This window comes from Eubacterium sp. AM05-23, assembly GCF_003477535.1.
Classification (GTDB): Bacteria; Bacillota; Clostridia; order Eubacteriales; family Eubacteriaceae; genus Eubacterium; species Eubacterium maltosivorans.
Genome location: NZ_QUDF01000007.1, coordinates 98,641 through 117,880 on the forward strand (window position 1 = coordinate 98,641; position 19,240 = coordinate 117,880).

Here is a 19,240-nt window from a genome sequence, read left to right on the forward strand (position 1 = left end):
AGAATGCCCAAAAAAGCTTTATTAGTAATAAGTTTCGGGACATCTTATCGTGAAACCCGGGAAAAAACCATCGGAGCCATCGAGAGAGACTTGCAGAAAGGCTTTCCGGATTATGATTTCAGACGCGCTTTTACCTCACGGATGATTATCAAGAAACTCAGAGAGCGTGACAATGAATATGTGGACATTCCACACGAAGCCCTTGAAAAGCTGAAAAGTGAAGGCTATACCGAGGTTGTCTGCCAGACGACACACGTCATCAATGGCTACGAATACGATTTGACCATCAATGAGCTCAAAAAATTTGAAAATGATTTTGATGTGCTCACCATCGGCGCGCCGCTTCTGACAACCATCGACGATTATGAGCAGGTGGCGAGAACAGCCATCAGTGAGCTGCCGGAGATGAAAGAAGGCGAAGCGCTGCTCTATATGGGACATGGCAGTGAACATCACGCCAACGCCACCTATCCGGCCATGGATTACACTTTCAAGCATTTAGGCTATAAAAACGCCTTTATGGGAACCGTAGAGGGCTTTCCCAGCCTGAGCGATATTATTCCACAGCTTAAGGAAAAGGGATACCACAAGCTTTATCTGGCGCCCTTTATGATCGTAGCCGGCGACCATGCCATCAACGATATGGCCAGCGACGATGCAGACTCATGGAAAACACTGCTCGAAAATGAAGGCTTTGAAGTGGAATGTGTCCTGAAGGGACTCGGCCAGTTTAAGGGCATTCAGGATATGTTTTTAGAGCATGCGAAGAACGGCGTAAGCGTTAAAGAATTGCTTTAATTTAATGGAGAATTGAGAATTGACAATGGAGAATGACAAGAGCAAAATCGCGTTGCGATTTTGTTAATAATCAAACTGGCAGAGCCAGTTTGGACCCTTAATTCTCAATTCTCAATTCTGCATTCTCCATTTTGCGGATAGAAAAAATAACAAATAGATCAAATAAGAATTGGGAGTACAAATGAAAAACACAGTATACTTAATCGGGGCGGGTCCTGGAGATCCGGAGTTAATTACCTTAAAAGGCAAGCGTCTGATCGGCGAAGCGGATATTATTATCTACGCGGGTTCTCTGGTCAACAAGGAAGTGCTGGCAGGACACAAGGAAAATGCTGAAATTTACAACAGCGCCTCCATGACACTGGACGACGTGATCGAGGTGATCACCAAAGGCGTTAACGCGGGCAAAAAAGTCGTTCGTGTTCACACGGGTGATCCGGCGATCTACGGCGCGATTCGTGAACAGATGGACCGTCTGGAAGAAGAGGACATTCCTTTTGAAGTGGTGCCTGGCGTCAGCTCTTTTACCGCCTCAGCCTCTGTTCTGAAAAAAGAATTCACCCTGCCGGATGTTTCACAGACCGTTATCTGTACCCGTCTGGAAGGCCGCACTCCTGTGCCGGAAAAGGAAAAACTGGAGTCGCTGGCCGCGCATCACGCTTCCATGGCTATCTTCCTGTCTGTTCAGATGATCGACGAAGTGGCAGAACGCCTGATGACCCAGTATGAGCCTGCTACGCCCATTGCGGTCATCCAGCGCGCGACCTGGGAAGACCAGAAGGTCGTTTTGGGAACCCTTGAAACCATTGCGGATAAGGTGAAAGAAGCCGGCATTACAAAAACAGCCCAGATTCTGGTTGGAGATTTCCTGGGCGACAAATACAGTCTTTCCAAGCTGTATGATCCGTCCTTTACCCACGAATACCGCACCGCTACAAAATAGGGTATGAAACGTACAGAGAGATGGGCTGTTGTGGCTGTTTCCAGGCAGGGAGTCCGGAAAGCCCTTGAGATAAAGGAGCATATTCCTGAAAAAGCGCCGGACATCTTTACCATGGAGAAATACGCCGCTCCCGGCACACAGTTGATCCGCGGAAAAATCGGCGAATTTTTTGGAAAGCTCATGGCGGATTATGATACGATTTTATGCATCATGGCCACAGGTATAGTCGTCCGAAGTATTGCGCCCCATCTCGGCCATAAGTCAAAGGACCCGGGCATTTTGGTCATGGACCCGGATGGGAAATACGTTATCAGTCTTTTATCCGGGCATCTCGGGCACGCCAATGAGAACACTGTATATCTGGCAAAGCGTATGAACGCCCAGCCGGTTATTACCACAGGAACGGATGTGAAAGGCAGTATGGCTGTGGATGTGCTGGCTGAAAAGCTGGGCTGCACCATTGCGGACTTTACCGCAGCCAAGGATGTGACCGCCCTGATCCTGGACGATGAACCCATCGCCCTGGTTGGCGGAGAGCACTGGGATACGACTGGACTGGTACTGCCGCAGAATCTGGTTTTTTCAGAAAAGCAGGAGGCTCTCTCCGGCGATTACAGCGGCTGTGTGGTGATCTCAGCCGATGATCCGCTGAAATGGCCGTCTGGAAAGCCTGTTGTTCAGATCGTGCCCAAAAAAATTGTGATTGGTATCGGGTGCCGCAGGAACACGGAGGCAGAGCGGATTGAAGAAGCAGTGAGACAGGCGCTCGCCGCCCTTGCGCTCCATCCGTTATCGGTTAAGGCCTTTGCTACCATTGGCCTGAAAGCCGATGAGAAGGGAATTCACGCGGCCTGCAAAACCTTTGACGCAGAGCTTAAGGTGGTGCCGGATGATTTTGTGAAAATGGTGCAGAACCGCTTCGAAGGCTCGGACTTTGTTTTTAAAACAACAGGTCTTTACGCAGTCAGCGAGCCGTGCGGCTATGTGGCATCCGGCTTTGGCGAGTGTTTGCTGGAGAAGCAGAAGTGCGGGGGAATTACCCTGTCGATTTGGAGAGTGAATGCATAGTAGCATTGCCGACAGCGCTTTTCTGGATTCAAGACTTTATTGAAAAGAATAGATTGTTAAATTAATTTAAAGGGAGAAATAGATTGAGTAAAAAAATTTACGTGACAGGTCTGGGGCCAGGCCTGTATGAACATATGACAGAAGCTGCGAAAAATTCTTTAAAGGACGCGGATGTGATCGTGGGTTATAAAACCTACATTGATTTGATTAAAGATTTAATCGGTGATAAAGAAGTGCTCTCCTCTGGAATGCGCAGGGAAATCGACCGCTGTCAGGATTGCCTGGATCTGGCTGAGCAGGGAAAAACCGTTACGCTGGTAAGCTCCGGCGACGCTGGTGTGTACGGGATGGCCGGCATTATGCTGGAAATTGTTGAAAAGCAGAAAAGTGACGTTGAGGTTGTGGTAGTGCCAGGAATTTCCGCCGCCAACGCGGCTGCGTCCACTCTGGGCGCGCCTTTGATGCACGACTACTGCGTCATCAGCCTCAGCGACCTGATGACTGACTGGGAAATGATTAAAAAGCGTCTGCGCTGCGCCGGCGAAGGCGATTTTATCGTGACGCTCTACAATCCAAAGAGCAAGGGCCGCCCGGACAACATCGTGGAAGCCCAGAAGATCCTGCTGGAATACAAAGCGCCGGAAACACCGGTCGGTATTGTCAGAAACGCTAAACGCGCCAATGAAAGCACTGTCATCACCACACTTGAAAAAATGTGCGATGAAGAAATCGATATGTTTTCAATGGTAGTGATTGGTAATTCCAAAACCTATATTACAGAAGATCATTTAAAAATGATTACACCACGGGGGTACCAGCTGTGATTCTGGTCCTCGGAGGAACGTATGACAGCCGAAAGCTGACAGAGGCGCTGCTCGGACAGGGCTGCGCCGTTCTTTATTCCTCCGTAACCGCTTATAATACCGGAAGCCTTCCGGAAAATCCGCGTCTGGAAATTCATACTGGCCCCCTTGAGGCAGACGGTCTGGCAGACCTGATGGCCAAAAAGCAGATCGGGCTCTGCGTGGACGCCACCCATCCTTACGCCAAGGAGGTTTCGCTCAACGCCATCGCGGCCTCAAAAAAAGCGGGGGCCGCCTATGTGCGTCTGGAAAGGCCTCGGATGATGGATGACGGGCAGCAGACTCTGGGGTTTCCAGATTATGAATCGGCAGTGGCCTACCTTTTAAAAGAGGAGGGGAATATTCTGCTGACAACAGGGAGCCGGCAGCTGGAATTTTATGATCCTCTGCCAAGAGAACGTGTCATTGTACGGGTGCTGCCAACCAGCAAGGTGCTTGAAAAATGTGAGCGTCTTGGCTACAAGCCGCAGAATATCATCGCCATGCAAGGGCCTTTCAGCTATGCGATGAACGTGGAGACCATCCGGCAATTCGGCATTCGTTTCCTGGTCACAAAGGACAGCGGCGACGTGGGCGGCGTCAGTGAAAAGCTGCGCGCTGCGGCCGATATGGGCGTGCGCGTTATTTTTATCGAACGCCCCGGGATTGAGTACCCGGTCGTCTTTAATACAGCGGAGGAAATACTCGGCTGGATAGCGGAAAATAAATAGACAGCAACTGATCAGTGTGCGTATAAAAATAAAGCTAGGAGTAAAAAATGAAAAAGGCAAAAAATATCATGTTTCAGGGGACGGGCTCATCCGTGGGAAAAAGCCTGCTGACCGCAGCAGTGTGCCGGATTCTGAACAATAAAGGTTACCGAGTAGCGCCCTATAAATCCCAAAATATGGCGCTTAATTCTTATATAACACTCGATGGCAAGGAGATGGGCAGGGCACAGGTCGTCCAGGCAGAGTGCGCCAGAATTGAGCCGCAGGTAGAGATGAACCCAGTGCTGCTGAAGCCAAACTCAGATGTGGGCTGCCAGGTTATCCTGAATGGAAAGGCTGAATTTAATATGAACGCGGTCGAGTATCATGCCCATAAGGCAAAGCTGACCGACGTAGTCATGGATGCCTACAACATGCTGGCAGAAAGCCATGATATCATCGCCATCGAAGGTGCGGGAAGCCCCGCGGAGATCAATCTTCGGGACAATGATATCGTGAATATGGGGCTGGCGGAAATGGTGGACGCGCCGGTTATCCTCATCGGCGATATTGACCGCGGCGGAGTCTTTGCTTCTATTTACGGCACGATCAAGCTGCTTGCGCCAGAGGAACAGGCAAGAATCAAAGGCTTCATCATCAATAAATTCCGCGGTGACGTCGAACTTTTGAAGCCGGGCATTGAGATGATTGAGGAAAAGGTAGGCGTCCCGTGTCTGGGCGTTATCCCTTACCAGCGCCTTGTCATTGACGATGAAGACAGTGTAACAGAGCGGTGGGACGAACAGCGCGAGGGTGTGATCACCATCGGCGTGGTACGGCTGCGTCATATTTCTAACTTTACCGACTGCACAGTCTTTGACATGTACCCCGATGTTAAGGTAGAATATTATGAGAACCAGCGGGAGCTGCACCGAGCTGATCCTGATCTCATTGTGATACCTGGCAGCAAAAATACCATTGATGACATTGTGAAGCTGCGGGAAAGCAGGCTGGAGGAAGAAATTCTAACCAAGCACGCAGCTGGTGTGCCGGTAATCGGTATCTGCGGCGGCTACCAGATTCTCGGCGATGAGATCTGTGATCCGCACTGTGTCGAGTCCACAGTAGGTTCCATCAAGGGGCTGGGGCTGTTAAATATGCGCACTGTGCTGGAGGAAGAAAAAACCACCACGCGGGTGGCAGGGCACATTGGCGCAGATTTCTTAAATATGGGGCTGAGCGGCAGCGCCATCACTGGTTATGAGATTCATATGGGTGAAACCACGCCTATTGATGATACCAAGAGCTTTTCGACACTGGAGGACGGACGCTTTGACGGCGCGGTATCCGCAGACGGTACGGTCATGGGAACCTACCTGCACGGCGTGTTTGACAACGACGCGTTCCGTGAAAAATTAATTGAAACCCTGAAAAAGAAAAAGAATATCGCGGCAGAGGGTAAAGCGGTCGATTTCAAAGCCTTCAAGGAAGAACAGTACGATCTGCTGGCCGAAACCGTTGAAAATAATCTGGATATGCAGAAATTAATGGAAATTATTGGAGTATAAGATGCTTTTAGGAATGAGCGCTGGTATTTGGTTTTGTCTGATTGTGGGAGCTGTGGTGCTTGACCGCCTGATCGGCGATCCAGCATGGATTCCCCATCCAATTGTATACATTGGAAAATTGGTTGGATTTTTAACAAAAAAATTAAATAAGGGCAAGGCCAGAAAGTTCAAGGGTCTCATTCTCTGGGTATTGACAATCGTGATTACCGGCGCTGTTATTCTGGTAGTGCAGTACATCGCGTATCGGCTCAACATCGTCTTGTTTTATGTGGTGAATCTTTACCTTTTATCCACCACCATTGCGGCGAAATGCCTGCAGGAGGAGGTCATGAAGGTCTATGACGCCCTGCGTGACAAAGATATTCCCAAAGCCCGCACCATGGTCGGCTACCTGGTGGGGCGTGATACTCAGGAGCTCCAGGAGGGCGGTATTGTCCGCGCGACAGTGGAAACCACTGCGGAAAACACCATTGACGGGGTGCTCGCACCGATTTTTTACATGATAATCGGCGTTGTGCTGTGGGTTTTTGTGCCCTTTATTAACCCGCTGCTGCTGGCCATGCTGTACAAAGCAGTCAACACCATGGATTCCATGGTCGGCTACGTCCAGGAGCCCTATAAGGATTTTGGCTATTTTCCAGCTAAAATTGACGATATTGCCAATTTTGTAATCGCACGTATCGGAAGCTGGTTTATGCTCATTGGCGGCCTGTTTCTGGGATACCGGGTCAGTGAAGGTCAGCGGATTTATGCGAGAGACCGGAAGAATCATAAAAGCCCGAATTCCGGACATCCGGAATCCGTGGTGGCCGGGCTTTTGGGCGTCCAGCTGGGCGGCACCAATCTGTATTTCGGTCAGACCCTTGAGAAGCCGACCATCGGCGACGCTGGGCGGATACTGGCCTATGAGGACATTAAGGACACCATCAGTATTATGTTCTCCAGCGAGGTCGTTATGATGGTGCTGACGAGCCTGATTTTCTTTGGAATTTATATTGTTTCATAGTGAGGAAAAGAATGAATAAACATGGCGGATATCGAGGCGACAAAAAAGACGTGCTGGATTTCAGCATCAACATTAACCCGCTGGGGATGCCCGAAGGGCTGAGAAGAAGGCTGGAAGCGGCGCTGAGCGAGCTCGGCAAATACCCTGAAATTACCGGAGAGACAGCCCGGAATAAAATCGCGGCGGATATTGGCATTGCCCCGGAAAATGTGATTCTGGGAAACGGCGCCATTGAGCTGATCTATCTTTTTGCCAGAGGCGTTCATCCAGAGCGGGCGCTCATTCCGGTGCCGACCTTTAACGAGTACCGCCGGGCGCTTGATATGAATGGCTGCGATGCAGTCAGCGAGCTTTTGCTGTCGCCAGAGGATGACTTTGAGCTGAACCCTGAAAGACTCATCCGGATGGCAGAGGAATGCCGTCCGAAAGCGGTGTATCTCTGCAATCCGACCAATCCGACCGGGCGCCTTTACAGCAAAGCTTTTATCAAAGAGCTGATGGACCGGATGGATCCTGAAATAATCTGGTTCATTGATGAGTCCTTCATTGAATTTTCAGGCATTGAAACCTGTTTGGAATACATAAACCACTCAGGCCACCGTCTTTTCCTGCTGCGTTCCCTGACCAAGTTCTTTGGAGTGCCGGGACTGCGGATCGGCTACGGCGTGGGGTCGGCAGAGCTTATCCGGGCCATGGAAGCCTACAAAGAGCCATGGACCATCAATACTCTGGCGCTGGAAGCCGCCATGTGTATCTATGATGATAAAGCCTATATGCAGAAAACGAGAGACCATATCCAGACAGAACGGCAGCGCGTTTTTGAGGCGCTGTCCGGTCTGCCTGATCTGAGCGTGTATCCGAGCGGCGCAGATTTTCATTTATACAAAGTAGAGGGAAGAACCGCACAGGCACTGCAGAAGGAGCTGCTTGAGCAGCGTATCAATATCCGGACCTGCGAGGATTTCGCGGGATTGGAAACCCAGTTTTTCAGAGCGGCTATCAAGCGGCGTGAGGATAACGATCGGCTGATTGCGGCTTTAAATAATATTTTAAGGGGATAAAAGAAAATGGGAAGCTTAGTATTTGTAACCGGCGGCGCCCGAAGCGGCAAAAGCAGTTTTGCGGAAAAGGCAGTCAAGGAAGTGGGTGGCAAGGTCGCCTATATTGCCACAGCCATTGCCTTTGACGATGGCATGAAGGACCGGATACGAAGACATCAGGAACAGCGTCCGTCGGAATGGGCGACTATCGAGCGCTACAAGGATTATGAAGCCATGGCTGATGATCCGGCCTTTCAGGAAGCCGACGTGATTCTGTTTGACTGCCTGACAGTTATGATCACCAACAACATGCTGGATTACGATGTGGATTATGACCACTGCGGTATGGACACCATCGCAGAGGTCGAAGATAAGATTAGGGAACAGGTTAAGACCCTGCTTGAGGTGTGCAGGGACAAGCATTTGTTCATGGTCTCAAACGAAGTGGGGCTGGGGCTCGTGCCCTCCTATAAGCTCGGCAATTACTTCAGAGATATTTCCGGAAGAATGAACCAGTACGTGGCCTGCCGGGCCGATGAGGTCTATTTTACCGTCTCCGGTATCCCGATGAAATTGAAGTAAAAGACTCGGTTTTTTGCAATTCAGGAATTGTAATAAAACCGGGAATGCGATATAATGTTTTGAGCAAAACAGGAACAGAAGGAGAAAACGATGAGTTTATACGAAGAATGGAAAGAAGCTGCGTCAGTAGATCCTGAGGAGGATGAAAAAGCCTACAGAGAGCTGTGGAATGAATATCTGACAAAGGAAACAGCCTTTTACGAAGACATTCTGGGTAAAAAACAGGATGTGATCGATGGGACAATCAGCGAGCTGGCAGAAAAATACGACGTAACACCAATGATGATGGCAGGCTTTATGGATGGTATCAGCGAGAGCCTGAAATCGGGTCTGGATAACCTTGAAGAGCTGGAAGCCGATACCCAGGTACACCTGGAAATTGACTTTGAAAAGCTGTATTACAACATGGTGGGCGTGCCGGCTGAGTGGCTTTACGAGCTGCCACAGTGGGACGATATCCTGACAGCCCAGAAAAAACGGGAATTGATGAAAGCCTCCAAAGAGAGAAATACCGTTGTTAAAAAAGAAAAGATCGGACGTAATGAACCATGCCCATGCGGCAGCGGAAAAAAATATAAAAAATGCTGCGGCAGAAACGCCTGAGCATAAGCCCCCGGGATGTAACGAGAAGTTACTCCTGGGGATTTTTAGTTTTTTGTATAAAATTTCCTAAATGTTGCTACTCCTTTTGTTCTTTTTATGGTATACTCCTTTTGGGGGTGCTAACAATGACAATTAAGCGAAAAGGGAATATTACAAAGGAAAAGATACTCTATTATGCTAAAAAAGAGTTTTACCAAAATGGTTACAGCAAAACGCAGTTAAAATCAATTGCTGAACAGGCGGATCTCAGCCTTGGAAATCTAAACTATTATTTTAAAAAGAAAGACGATCTCGTTAAGGAGATATACAACCAGTTTTTTACCGAAGTATACCAGTTTATTAAGGATAATCATATTTATGATGCATTAAAGCAGTATTGCTTTTTTCAATTTGTTATTTATAATATTGTGCTTACCGATGAAAATAACAAACGGTTTTACTGTGAAATTATTCAAAACAAATCAAATTATCGCGTCATGCAGGAGCTGATACGTGAAAAGTATCATGATATTTTAGATTCACTTCAGCGTTCATTGTCTCCCCTGGAGTTTGAAATTATTATTTTGACAGAGTTTGGCGCCAGACGTGAAATTTTTTTGAATTATTTTGATGGGCTTTTGCCAATGACAATCGATCAGTTGATTTATTATTTGATTAAAAACACCTGCAAAGAGCTTGACGTTCCCTTAGACGTAGTCAATGATTTAATCGAGTGCTCGCATGATTTTATAGAGAAAAAGGATATTACGCAGATAAAATTTCTGATTTAAAAGATGCCTGCATGACTGCTGTGATGTTAGCGGTATACAGGCATCCTATTGGTTATTTACATTAACGACAGAAACAAAACAAATCCGGCGAGCAGTTCTTCTTTGGCCGCATCATCTGGTAAGAAATCAAGCATTGGCTTTAGAGCTTCTACGCCTTCAGGATATTTGGTATAATCAATTTCTTTTTTATTTTCATCCATTTTAATTCTCCTTATTGATAATTATGAATAAATTCGCTGACAGCCAGTAGATTTTCCCGGTTACAGTCGCTCGGATGTGACGTGAACTTATCGGTGCAGAGGATTAAGCCGCCGTCCCGGCCCACTTCATCAATGACTCGTTTGGCGTAATCAATACATTCCTGCTTTGTACCTCTGGAAATCAGTGAGACAGGTAATCCGCCCCACAGGCATAAATCAGGCAGCCGTTTGCGCGTCTCAAAAATATCATCCATTTCTACATAGAAGCAAAAATGCCCTTTCGGAAGTTCCTGCAAGTATTCTGAAACATGCTTAAAGGAGCCTTCGCTTAAAATGAACATTGTGCCATCAGTTTCGACAACCTTATCGGCCAGCTCTTTAAATTGCGGCCAAAAGAATTTTTCGAATTGTTTAGGGTTGATCATATTTTCGCTTAGCATGATCGTAAATACGGTAAAGGCACTTGATGGAGAGTCGGTATGCTTGATACCGTCGACAAGACCCTTAACAAAGGTATTGTGATAAACCTCATTGAAGGCCAATACTTTTTCAGGTATTTTTCTGAGGTCGCGGGATAAACCTTTCATGCCCCTTAAGAAGTTGTACAGTGACTCGAAAGCAGGGTAGATGCGGGCACCGTTGACCGGGTCGAAAAGTGGAGGAACGCCGCATTCCTCGGCCAGCCGTTTATTTGTTTTCTGCATTGCCTGATCATAAGCAAGGAACTCGCCAAGTGTGTTTTGGATTGTCTGAAGCGGCATTTCACTTTTAAAATAGGTGTACTTTCTTGGGATAATGTTTTCCCACAGTGTCTTGAGAGGATTCTCTATAAAAGGGTCATAATCGTCTTCATGAAAGTGATTCTGTTCCTCCAGCATTAAGGTGTTGTTTCCATCGTTGATCTGGTACTCAAAATTTCCCAGACTGCGAGTCATAATAAGGGGATTTCGATCTCCGATATCGAGCATTGCATCAAATTGATAGCGTTTTTGAAAATCAATATTAGCGTTTTCAATCTTTTGCTGATCTAAGAGCGCATCGCTTAGTGTGTATCCCAGATCATAATACCGCCAAAAAGCGTCATTCGTTACAAAAGGTACTCTTTTGGGTTTTCTTTCCATCCGGACAGCATCGTCAAATAGTTTGATTCGTTCGTCTAAAGCTTTTTTTTGATCCATGTTTTCCACCTTCATTTTATATTTTATTTGAATTATACATTGATTTCCTAAAAAAATCAATACTTTTTAGGAAAAATATTTATTTTTCATATTTTTTAGTTCGTTGATCCGTTTTAAAATTATTGCAGGATTGCTGCGATGATGATATTTAAAAGATAAGCGCCTCCGACTGGGATGATATTTCTTTTAACCAGCGCGATAATATCTACATCCACCATGCTTGCTACGGTTAAAACGGCTGACCCGATTGGTGAGAGCACCCGGCCATAGCCCATGGAAAGCTGTATGGGCAGCAGGGCAATTTCCGGCATAATATGATAAGTATTAATCAGATTTAAAATGGAATCGGTAAAGGGTGCCATGCCAGCGTTGGGTGAGCCGGTAAAGATAATGATAAACATACCCAGCAGGCCGATGATGGCAAAGACAACCATTCCGTTTAGGGGTGTTTTTGAGATCAGCTCTGCCAATACGGTTAAACCGCCGATTTTTTGCAGCGCGCCGGCAAAGACAGAAGCTGCCGCTATCAATACAATCGTTACAGTGTAGCCGTCCCCCATGCCTTCAAAAAAAGTTTTTGTTGCATCCATGGAGTGAATGACGCTGTGTGACCGGATTATTTCGATGGTAGTGCAGATGAATAGAGAGATAAACACAGCAGCACAGACAGAGATCACAATGGATGAAACAACCAGTTTGCTAAAAATGATGATAAAGACAAGCGGAATCAGCGGAAAGAGTGCGTAAAACCTGGGAACGCCAATCTCGCTGGAAGGAATTTCAGCCGTTTCCTGCCGCTCGGCCAGATAGCCTGCTTTTTGATCCCATTTCCAGTTGACAACAGCACACAGTACAGCGGATAAGAGTATTGGAAGGGTTGAAACAGGTATTTGAATGCGAATAAAATATTCGGCAGCCGTCATGCCTGAATGGATTTCGGATAAACCGTAAATCGGCATGGGAGCGGCAGGACCAAGGTCCATGGCCCCGCCAAGTAAAATCGCCGCCGCTGCGGTAAGTTTACTGATACCGCAGGAGCGGAGGACCGGGAACAGGGTAATAATCAGTAAAACACTTAACCCTGTGTGAGATGGGATTGCAATTTCCAATAATGCGCCTAAAATAACAGTGCAGCCCACAATAACATAAGGATTTTTGATTTTTTGAAGAGGCTTGGAGCAGAGGCTGGTGAGCATTTCGGTTGCATGGATATGGTTCATATATCTTGTAAAGCCCATTAAAGGCAGTAATATCATACCTAAGCCGATATACTGAGAGCAGAAATATGATTTCATGAATTCGAAGATATCTAAAAACCAGTTACCGACAGATTCCTCCCCCATAATGCTTTGACCTGTGAGCAGTGACCAGAAAAAAAGAATGATAAACCCGAGAGCCAGTAAGCTCATGGGCGCATAAGCCTTTTTCATAATCATAAAAATCAGCAGGCCAATTGCCACAAAAGTGAGTAATACTTGAATAAAGCCGATCATTGTTTTCCTCGTTAAGAAATTATTTCAGCGCTGATCTATTTCTAATTTAACATGATGTAAAGGGTGCGTCAATCATGCAGTTTTTTATGAGTAAATAGAAAAAAACAAATAGACTAAGAAAAATAGGAGCATTGATTCAAAGCATTTGCTAAAGGGGAGAAAATCGGATATACTCTTTATTGTAAGCAGAAAAGGCGGAATGAAAATGAGTGAAAAAGTTTTAGAAATTGAAAAGATTAATGAAAAACTAACAGAGCGAAACGGCTTTATGGCGAATTGCCAGCGCTTGATTGATACTGAGGATGACGAAACATTTTTATCGGTTTTTAGTACGATTCCGGATTTTCCAGTGGGCTACGCTTCGGCTGAAAAAGCCATGGCGTTGATCAGCGGTAAATGGAAATATACCATTCTCCGCCGTATTTTTATACGTCGCCGCATGCGTTACTCCGAGTTGAAAAAATCACTGGAGGCCGACGGAATTACGGATAATATGCTTTCATCATCTTTAAAAGAGATGGTTCAGGCAGGGTTGCTCACCAAGACAATCTATGCCGAAGTGCCGCCCAGAGTGGAGTATTCGATCACAGCAAAGGCGATTGAGCTTTACAGGATTATTCTCAGGCTGGCAATGTGGTATATTACTTATGAGAAAAAAGAGCTTCAGGAATTACTGGAGGCAGCTGAGACAAAAGACCTGTGATAAAAACCCCCGGGACGTCGCTTTTCGTTACGTCCCGGGGGTTTTATGATCACACAAACGCGTTCATCAGCGCGGTGATACCTTCTAAATTTGTCTCTCTGTCTGCCAGCACGGGGCCGGTGGACAGTACAGGATGGGTTTCGGCAAAGGTGGGGCGGTTATTTTCATAGAAAACACCGATGGGAATCCGGTCGCTTTGGCGCATTGCCAGCTCCAGGGCCGCCATGCGGTCGTCTGTGGGGTGGCTTACGTCCAGAATATCCACATGCTCTTTATAGTATTTAAAGGTATTGACCTTATTGAAGCTGACGCAGGGCTGGAGAATATCCAAAAGTGCGTAGCCCTTGTGACGGATGGCACGCTTCATCATTTCGGCCAGATGCTCTTTATTGCCGCTGAAGCTGCGTGCCACAAAGGTTGCGCCCGCGGTCAAGGCAATGGCCAGCGGATTAAAAGGAGTGTTCAGGTTGCATACTTTGTTGACACTGTGCTCGGTACAGGCGTCTGTGGTGGGGGAAATCTGCCCCTTGGTCAGACCGTAGATGCGGTTATCATGGACAAAGTGGGTGATATCCACATTGCGGCGGACAGCGTGGAGAAAGTGGTTGCCGCCCTCGCCGTAGGAGTCGCCGTCGCCAGTGTCGATGATGATGGTCAGATCGTCATTGGCCATTTTTGCCGCCTGCGCTGCGGGGAGGGAGCGGCCGTGCAGCCCGCAGAAGGCATTGGCGTTCAGGTACTGTGGCGTCTTGGCGGCCTGTCCGATGCCGGCGGCCAGAAGCACCTGGTCATTGGGCAGCTCCAGGTCTTCCAGGACGTTTTTTAAGGTGTCAAGAATCATAAAGTTGCCGCAGCCGGGGCACCAGGCGGTTTCGTGCTTGATATAGGTACTCATTTGTTTTCTCCCTTCATGACAGCGTCGGCAATCTCCTCGCCGGAGAGCTGGCGTCCGTCGTATTTTAATACAGAAGCGTCACAGCGCAGAAGAGCCTTTTCACGGAGAAGGGCAGCCAACTGGCCAGTGGCGTTCTGTTCCACGTTGATGATTGTTTCTGCCTGCTTTGCAAAGCCGCGCAGCACCTGAAGCGGCAGCGGGAAAACATCGCCGAAAACCAAGGCGCCATAGCTGCCGGGGCTCTTGACATTGAGGATTTCTACGGCTTCCTTTAGCGGCCCCCACATGGAGCCAAAACCGATGAGCAGGGTCTTAAACTCCTTATCGCCCAGAAAATCAGGCTCTTTAAGCTCATAGCGCAGGGCGGCCATTTTACGGGCACGTTTTTCCACCATGGCGTCGCGCATTTCGGCGGATTCGGTGATGTAGCCCATTTCATCATGCTCGTCACTGTCGGTGGTGACAATGGCCTTTGTTTTGCCGGGGATAAGCCGCGGCGAGATACCGCTTTCGGTGATCTGGTAGCGGCGGTAATCCTCGGGTGCGCCAGTCAGGGGAGAGCCTGCAGGCTCTATCTCCAGTGTGTTTATATCAAAGGGGAGGATGGTGGCTGTAGCATCGGCCAGGTACTGGTCGCTCAACAAAATCACAGGCATCTGGTATTTTTCGGCCAGGTTAAAAGCACGTACGGTCTGGTAAAAGGCGTCCTCCTGGTTTTTGACGGCGATAACCATATGCGGAAAATCACCGGCGCCGGCGGCAATGGCGAAGCGCAGGTCGGCCTGCTCAGTGCGGGTTGGCAGCCCTGTGGCGGGGCCGGGACGCTGAATATCGCCGATGACCAGCGGGATTTCGGCAATGCCGCAGAAGCCGACCGCTTCGGTCATTAGCGCGAAGCCGCCGCCTACGGAGGCAGTCATGGCGCGCGCGCCGGCATAAGAAGCGCCGATGGCCATGTTTACAGCTGCGATCTCATCCTCTGCCTGTTCCACCACCACGCCGGTGGTCGGACTGGTGTCGGCGAGATAGTTAAGAATGGAAGTAGAGGGAGACATGGGATAAGCCGAATAGAACCGGAGGCCTGCGGCCAGAGCGCCCAGTGAGATGGCGTCATTGCCGCTTAGCAGCAGGTAATCGCTGTAGCTTGAGGGAAGGTGCTGGTAGCGCGCTTCCATACTGTCGTAGCCGAACAGGAGCCCCTGTCGGTTCATTTCCAGAAAAGCGGGCTTGATGGAGGCCGCGAGTACGGCCTCTGCGGATTCCAGCGTTTCGCCAAAAAGCTTGAGCACTGCGCCCATGGCGATAACGCCGGCAACCTTTGGATTGCCCAGCTCGCCGGATTTTTTGCGCATATCAATTTTTAATGCGTGGGGATGATCGGTTTTCAGGCCGATATCACAGAGAATAAAACCGCCGTCTGCCAGCTCGTCCTGGTGTCTGCGGATGGTCTCTTCATCCATGGCAATAATGCCATTTACTTTAAGGGAATGTGAGGTGATGGGCTCTGGGCCGAAGCGGACCAGAGTGAAATTGTGGCCGCCTCTTATACGGGACATGAAATCACGGGCCGAAAAGACGAAATAGCCGGACTTTTTCAGAACTTTTTCGAGCACAGCCACCATGGTGTCAATGCCGTCACCGGCTGCGCCGCCAACCAATAAATTATACATGAAAATTTTCCTTTCTGGATACTCATAGAATACGATACTTATACCCAAAAAAGAGAAAAGAAAAAGCCTGCAAAATTAATCGCAGGCTTTCAGATTGTCGACAAAGTCGTTCATGAGCTGAAAAGTAAAAGTCTGAAGCAATACAAATGGAGAATTGAGAATGGAAAATGCCGGTGCGCTTTCACCGGGGGCTCAAGCGATTCAGATGGCGGCCTTTGGCCATGTCAAATCAAAATGCGTCAGCATTTTGCTCCTGTAATTCTCCATTCTCCATTCTGCATTTTCCATTAAAAGCTTGCTTTTTAACGCTTTGTCTCTTGATATTAAAGTTTATCTACAGTCTGAAAAACCTGTTGAGTATTAATCACAGGCTTTTTCGGTGATCTCCTCCTCAGGCGCCTTTTTGCGCAGGAAGGAGAGCTTGGTTTCTGAGACAATGATGGCAATGAAAATCAGGACAAAGCCAATGATCAGCTTGGGTGTCAGGGCTTCGCCGTAAAAGATGACGGAGAACAGGACGCCGAAAACGGATTCCAGGCTCAGAATAATGGCCGCGGCAGAGGGGTGGGTGTATTTCTGCCCGACGTTCTGGAGCAGCAGCGCCACAGCGGTGGCAAAGACAGCCAAAAACAGCAGACCAAGGACGCTGTCAAGGGTCCATACCGCAGGCAGCGATTCGGTGGTAAAGCCAACGATCCAGGCAAAGATGGCCGCGTAGCCAAACTGAAGAATGGTGATGAGGATGGGGTCACGGTTACGGCCCAGCTTGGCGACAGCCACCATATGCGCCGCAAAGCACAACCCGCCCAGCAGGGTAAAGGCGTCGCCAAAGCCAATGGTAAAGCCTTCGGTCAGTGAGACCAGGCCAATGCCCACAATGCAGATGACAGCGGCCAGGTAGTTGTAAATATCCGGCTTGGATTTATCCACCGCCCAGAATAAAAAGGGCACGATAATACAGTAAATAGCGGTTAAAAAGGCGTTTTTCCCCGGACTGGTATCGGTGATACCGATGGTCTGGAGGCTGTAGGCGGCAAAGAGGCAGAAGCCGATCACCGCGCCGCTTATAAAATAGCCTTTGTCCAGAAGCTTAAGCTTTTTGCGGAAAATAACCGCCAGCAGAATACAGCCGATGGTAAACCGGAAGCCCAGCAGCATGTGAGGTGTAAAAATATCCACAGTATTTTTAACCACAAAGAAGGAGCTCCCCCAGATGATGGCAGCACCGAACAGTGCGCATTTTGCCAGAAGTTTCATTTTTTTTGAGTGTTCCATAGCATTTCCCTTCGCGTATATTTATACAGATAATCTTTAATATTATACATGATAATTTCGGACAAGTAAAGGGAGGGCCTATACAAAAAACACGCGTTATATTATAATAAGGTTAAGAAAAAACAGAGGAGAAGACCATGGCATATTTAGCGTTATACAGACGGTACCGCCCGCAGGATTTCGACAGTGTTGTGGGACAGGAATACGTTACGCGCATTTTAAAAAATCAAATATTATCGGGCCGTGTGGGGCATGCCTATTTGTTCTCTGGAATCCGGGGAACGGGTAAGACATCCATCGCCAAGATATTTGCCCGGGCCATCAACTGTGAGCACAACGAGGACGGCAATCCCTGCAATGCCTGCGACACCTGCCTGAATATTGAGAAACCGGGCGTAATGGACATTATCGAAATTGACGGTGCGTCCAACCGCGGGGTTGATGAAATACGGGAAATTCGTGAAAAAGTGAAATATCCACCCACAATGGGTAAGTATAAGGTATACATCATCGATGAAGTGCACATGCTCACAAAGGAAGCCTTTAACGCGCTGTTAAAAACCCTTGAGGAGCCGCCGGAGCACATTGTCTTTATTTTGGCCACCACGGAGCCGGGAAAGCTCCCGATGACGATTTTGTCCAGGTGCCAGCGCTTTGACATCAAGCCGATTTCAAAGGAGCTGATCGCCGGGCAGATTGCGCACATTCTGGAGGATATCGGCGTGTCCATGGACCGGGAGGCCATTGATTTTATCGCCTACCGGGGGGACAGCTCCATGCGCGACGCGCTGAGCCTGCTGGACCAGGTCATTGATATTCGTGAGGCGGATAAAACCATCACCTATGAGGATGTGCTGGCCTTTATGGGCATGGTGGATGAAGATCAGATCGCCGGGCTGGTGCAGGCGATGCTGGCCGGCGACAAGGGCGGCGTGCTGCTGAAATTTAAGGCGATGCGCGACGCCGGGCGCGACAGTGGGCTGGTGTTTGGACAGCTGATCGACTATCTGCGCAAGGTACTCATCGTTAAAACCACCGGCGCTGCCAGCCAGGAAATACTGGGCGTTACCGAGAGCGCCTGCCAGTCTCTGGCGGCCATGGGGCAGGATGTGCCCGATGCGCGCTTTTACAGCATGATTGATTTCCTGATTGAAGAAAAGAACAAGCTGCGCTACAGCGGGCTGGCCGCTGTCATTGTGGAGATGGCGCTTCTGAAGCTCTGCGACCCGGACAGCCTGGTCAAAACAGTGGTGCAGGAGCAGCCGGAAAGACCGGCCGGGCGGCCAGCGGGCCAGGGAATGCCGGCCAGACAGGCGCAGGCAGCGCCAAAACGTCCGGATAACGCGGTGAAAAACCGTGCGCAGGAAATACAGGCAGCGGCCCGGAAACCGGCAGATGCCTCCGCCGCGCAGGTGCCGGCGGCGCCGTCAGGCTCAGCTGCGGACATGGCGGCAGCACCGGCGCCTCCGGCTGAGGTGGGAGCCGCTGAGGGGGGCGTCAACACCGATAACCTGTACACAGGACTGGTACGGAGCTGTCAGAAGCAGAAGCAAATGCTGGTCAGGCCGCTGATGAGCTGCAAGCTGGCCCACAAAGGGGACAAAAAGCTGGCGCTCCGGTTTACAGCGGACAAGGAAGGCCAGGCGGCAATGGGCATGCTAAAGCTGCCGGCCATGTTTGAGTTTGTGAAGAAAACCCTGTGCGAGCTGGGAGGAGACCAGTACGTGCTGGATCTTGAGCTTGTGGAGAAAAACTATGATGAAATGTCGATCCTTGAAAAGACAAAAACCATCATCAACGACGACCGTGTGGAGGTCGTGGAGGTAAAAGGATAGGCGCGATTCAGAAATTATGTAAAATATCTTTCTGCTTTTATTAAATGTAAAAATTTATATG

General features: G+C 48.7%; 19 protein-coding genes. 13 read left to right on the top strand and 6 right to left on the bottom strand.

Annotated elements, in window-relative coordinates; genetic code table 11:
• Positions 1-3 precede the first annotated feature (3 nt).
• From DW091_RS11195 to DW091_RS11245, 11 genes are all read left to right on the top strand, one after another.
• Positions 4-798 carry a sirohydrochlorin cobaltochelatase gene (locus tag DW091_RS11195; protein WP_074617979.1) on the top strand — a complete coding sequence of 265 codons (795 nt, stop codon included), beginning with the start codon at positions 4-6 and terminating at the stop codon, positions 796-798.
• 181 nt (positions 799-979) lie between these two features.
• Entirely contained in the window at positions 980-1,741 is a 762-nt protein-coding gene (cobM, locus tag DW091_RS11200; protein ID WP_074617980.1) for a precorrin-4 C(11)-methyltransferase, read from the top strand.
• Positions 1,742-1,744: 3 nt separating this feature from the next.
• On the top strand, positions 1,745-2,809 hold the full coding sequence (locus tag DW091_RS11205) for a cobalt-precorrin 5A hydrolase (protein ID WP_224168787.1): 1,065 nt from the start codon (positions 1,745-1,747) through the stop codon (positions 2,807-2,809).
• Between the two features lie 83 nt (positions 2,810-2,892).
• Complete coding sequence (gene cobJ, locus DW091_RS11210; RefSeq protein ID WP_074617982.1) at positions 2,893-3,633, top strand: precorrin-3B C(17)-methyltransferase; 741 nt, start codon at positions 2,893-2,895, stop codon at positions 3,631-3,633.
• Positions 3,630-4,382 (top strand): precorrin-6A reductase, encoded by a 753-nt coding sequence (gene cobK, locus DW091_RS11215; RefSeq protein ID WP_074617983.1) that lies wholly within the window; start codon positions 3,630-3,632, stop codon positions 4,380-4,382. Before cobJ ends, cobK begins: the two co-directional genes overlap by 4 nt.
• A 47-nt stretch (positions 4,383-4,429) precedes the next feature.
• Positions 4,430-5,929 (top strand): cobyric acid synthase, encoded by a 1,500-nt coding sequence (locus DW091_RS11220; protein WP_118518176.1) that lies wholly within the window; start codon positions 4,430-4,432, stop codon positions 5,927-5,929.
• 1 nt (position 5,930) lies between these two features.
• Complete coding sequence (cbiB, locus tag DW091_RS11225) at positions 5,931-6,935, top strand: adenosylcobinamide-phosphate synthase CbiB (RefSeq protein WP_118518177.1); 1,005 nt, start codon at positions 5,931-5,933, stop codon at positions 6,933-6,935.
• A gap of 11 nt (positions 6,936-6,946) precedes the next feature.
• Positions 6,947-7,996 carry a threonine-phosphate decarboxylase gene (locus DW091_RS11230; RefSeq protein WP_074617985.1) on the top strand — a complete coding sequence of 350 codons (1,050 nt, stop codon included), beginning with the start codon at positions 6,947-6,949 and terminating at the stop codon, positions 7,994-7,996.
• Positions 7,997-8,002: 6 nt separating this feature from the next.
• Complete coding sequence (cobU, locus tag DW091_RS11235) at positions 8,003-8,557, top strand: bifunctional adenosylcobinamide kinase/adenosylcobinamide-phosphate guanylyltransferase (RefSeq protein WP_074617986.1); 555 nt, start codon at positions 8,003-8,005, stop codon at positions 8,555-8,557.
• Positions 8,558-8,647: 90 nt separating this feature from the next.
• Positions 8,648-9,160 (top strand): SEC-C metal-binding domain-containing protein, encoded by a 513-nt coding sequence (locus tag DW091_RS11240; protein ID WP_096920130.1) that lies wholly within the window; start codon positions 8,648-8,650, stop codon positions 9,158-9,160.
• 125 nt (positions 9,161-9,285) lie between these two features.
• Positions 9,286-9,930 carry a TetR/AcrR family transcriptional regulator gene (locus DW091_RS11245; RefSeq protein ID WP_058695746.1) on the top strand — a complete coding sequence of 215 codons (645 nt, stop codon included), beginning with the start codon at positions 9,286-9,288 and terminating at the stop codon, positions 9,928-9,930.
• A gap of 56 nt (positions 9,931-9,986) precedes the next feature.
• On the opposite strand, the gene DW091_RS20340 is transcribed toward DW091_RS11245, so the two are convergent.
• From DW091_RS20340 to dcuC, 3 genes are all read right to left on the bottom strand, one after another.
• Positions 9,987-10,130, bottom strand: a complete 144-nt coding sequence (locus DW091_RS20340; protein ID WP_013379122.1) for a hypothetical protein — start codon at positions 10,128-10,130, stop codon at positions 9,987-9,989.
• Positions 10,131-10,141: 11 nt separating this feature from the next.
• Positions 10,142-11,308 (bottom strand): uroporphyrinogen decarboxylase family protein, encoded by a 1,167-nt coding sequence (locus DW091_RS11250; protein WP_118518261.1) that lies wholly within the window; start codon positions 11,306-11,308, stop codon positions 10,142-10,144.
• A gap of 119 nt (positions 11,309-11,427) precedes the next feature.
• Positions 11,428-12,801, bottom strand: coding sequence for a C4-dicarboxylate transporter DcuC (dcuC, locus tag DW091_RS11255; RefSeq protein ID WP_074617987.1), 1,374 nt, complete (start codon positions 12,799-12,801; stop codon positions 11,428-11,430).
• A 205-nt stretch (positions 12,802-13,006) separates the two neighbouring features.
• On the opposite strand from dcuC, the gene DW091_RS11260 reads away from it, so the two are divergent.
• Entirely contained in the window at positions 13,007-13,504 is a 498-nt protein-coding gene (locus DW091_RS11260) for a helix-turn-helix domain-containing protein (protein ID WP_158577875.1), read from the top strand.
• Positions 13,505-13,553: 49 nt separating this feature from the next.
• On the opposite strand, the gene DW091_RS11265 is transcribed toward DW091_RS11260, so the two are convergent.
• The 3 genes from DW091_RS11265 to DW091_RS11275 form a co-directional block, all read right to left on the bottom strand.
• Positions 13,554-14,399: a 2-oxoacid:ferredoxin oxidoreductase subunit beta gene (locus tag DW091_RS11265; protein ID WP_118518178.1), complete on the bottom strand. Its 846-nt coding sequence runs from the start codon at positions 14,397-14,399 to the stop codon at positions 13,554-13,556.
• Positions 14,396-16,069 carry a 2-oxoacid:acceptor oxidoreductase subunit alpha gene (locus DW091_RS11270; protein WP_074617989.1) on the bottom strand — a complete coding sequence of 558 codons (1,674 nt, stop codon included), beginning with the start codon at positions 16,067-16,069 and terminating at the stop codon, positions 14,396-14,398. The genes DW091_RS11265 and DW091_RS11270 overlap by 4 nt, the downstream gene beginning before the upstream one ends.
• Before the next feature lie 360 nt (positions 16,070-16,429).
• Complete coding sequence (locus tag DW091_RS11275; RefSeq protein WP_187368466.1) at positions 16,430-17,326, bottom strand: DMT family transporter; 897 nt, start codon at positions 17,324-17,326, stop codon at positions 16,430-16,432.
• 155 nt (positions 17,327-17,481) lie between these two features.
• On the opposite strand from DW091_RS11275, the gene dnaX reads away from it, so the two are divergent.
• Positions 17,482-19,179: a DNA polymerase III subunit gamma/tau gene (dnaX, locus tag DW091_RS11280; RefSeq protein ID WP_118518180.1), complete on the top strand. Its 1,698-nt coding sequence runs from the start codon at positions 17,482-17,484 to the stop codon at positions 19,177-19,179.
• Positions 19,180-19,240 lie beyond the last annotated feature (61 nt).

Bases quoted from the DNA above. Each gene is read 5' to 3' on its own strand.
- DW091_RS11195 (WP_074617979.1), top strand. From the start codon at position 4: ATGCCCAAAAAAGCTTTATTAGTAATAAGTTTCGGGACATCTTATCGT.
- cobM (WP_074617980.1), top strand. From the start codon at position 980: ATGAAAAACACAGTATACTTAATCGGGGCGGGTCCTGGAGATCCGGAG.
- DW091_RS11205 (WP_224168787.1), top strand. From the start codon at position 1,745: ATGAAACGTACAGAGAGATGGGCTGTTGTGGCTGTTTCCAGGCAGGGA.
- DW091_RS11220 (WP_118518176.1), top strand. From the start codon at position 4,430: ATGAAAAAGGCAAAAAATATCATGTTTCAGGGGACGGGCTCATCCGTG.
- cbiB (WP_118518177.1), top strand. From the start codon at position 5,931: ATGCTTTTAGGAATGAGCGCTGGTATTTGGTTTTGTCTGATTGTGGGA.
- DW091_RS11230 (WP_074617985.1), top strand. From the start codon at position 6,947: ATGAATAAACATGGCGGATATCGAGGCGACAAAAAAGACGTGCTGGAT.
- cobU (WP_074617986.1), top strand. From the start codon at position 8,003: ATGGGAAGCTTAGTATTTGTAACCGGCGGCGCCCGAAGCGGCAAAAGC.
- DW091_RS11240 (WP_096920130.1), top strand. From the start codon at position 8,648: ATGAGTTTATACGAAGAATGGAAAGAAGCTGCGTCAGTAGATCCTGAG.
- DW091_RS11245 (WP_058695746.1), top strand. From the start codon at position 9,286: ATGACAATTAAGCGAAAAGGGAATATTACAAAGGAAAAGATACTCTAT.
- DW091_RS20340 (WP_013379122.1), bottom strand. From the start codon at position 10,130: ATGGATGAAAATAAAAAAGAAATTGATTATACCAAATATCCTGAAGGC.
- DW091_RS11250 (WP_118518261.1), bottom strand. From the start codon at position 11,308: ATGGATCAAAAAAAAGCTTTAGACGAACGAATCAAACTATTTGACGAT.
- dcuC (WP_074617987.1), bottom strand. From the start codon at position 12,801: ATGATCGGCTTTATTCAAGTATTACTCACTTTTGTGGCAATTGGCCTG.
- DW091_RS11260 (WP_158577875.1), top strand. From the start codon at position 13,007: ATGAGTGAAAAAGTTTTAGAAATTGAAAAGATTAATGAAAAACTAACA.
- DW091_RS11265 (WP_118518178.1), bottom strand. From the start codon at position 14,399: ATGAGTACCTATATCAAGCACGAAACCGCCTGGTGCCCCGGCTGCGGC.
- DW091_RS11270 (WP_074617989.1), bottom strand. From the start codon at position 16,069: ATGTATAATTTATTGGTTGGCGGCGCAGCCGGTGACGGCATTGACACC.
- DW091_RS11275 (WP_187368466.1), bottom strand. From the start codon at position 17,326: ATGAAACTTCTGGCAAAATGCGCACTGTTCGGTGCTGCCATCATCTGG.
- dnaX (WP_118518180.1), top strand. From the start codon at position 17,482: ATGGCATATTTAGCGTTATACAGACGGTACCGCCCGCAGGATTTCGAC.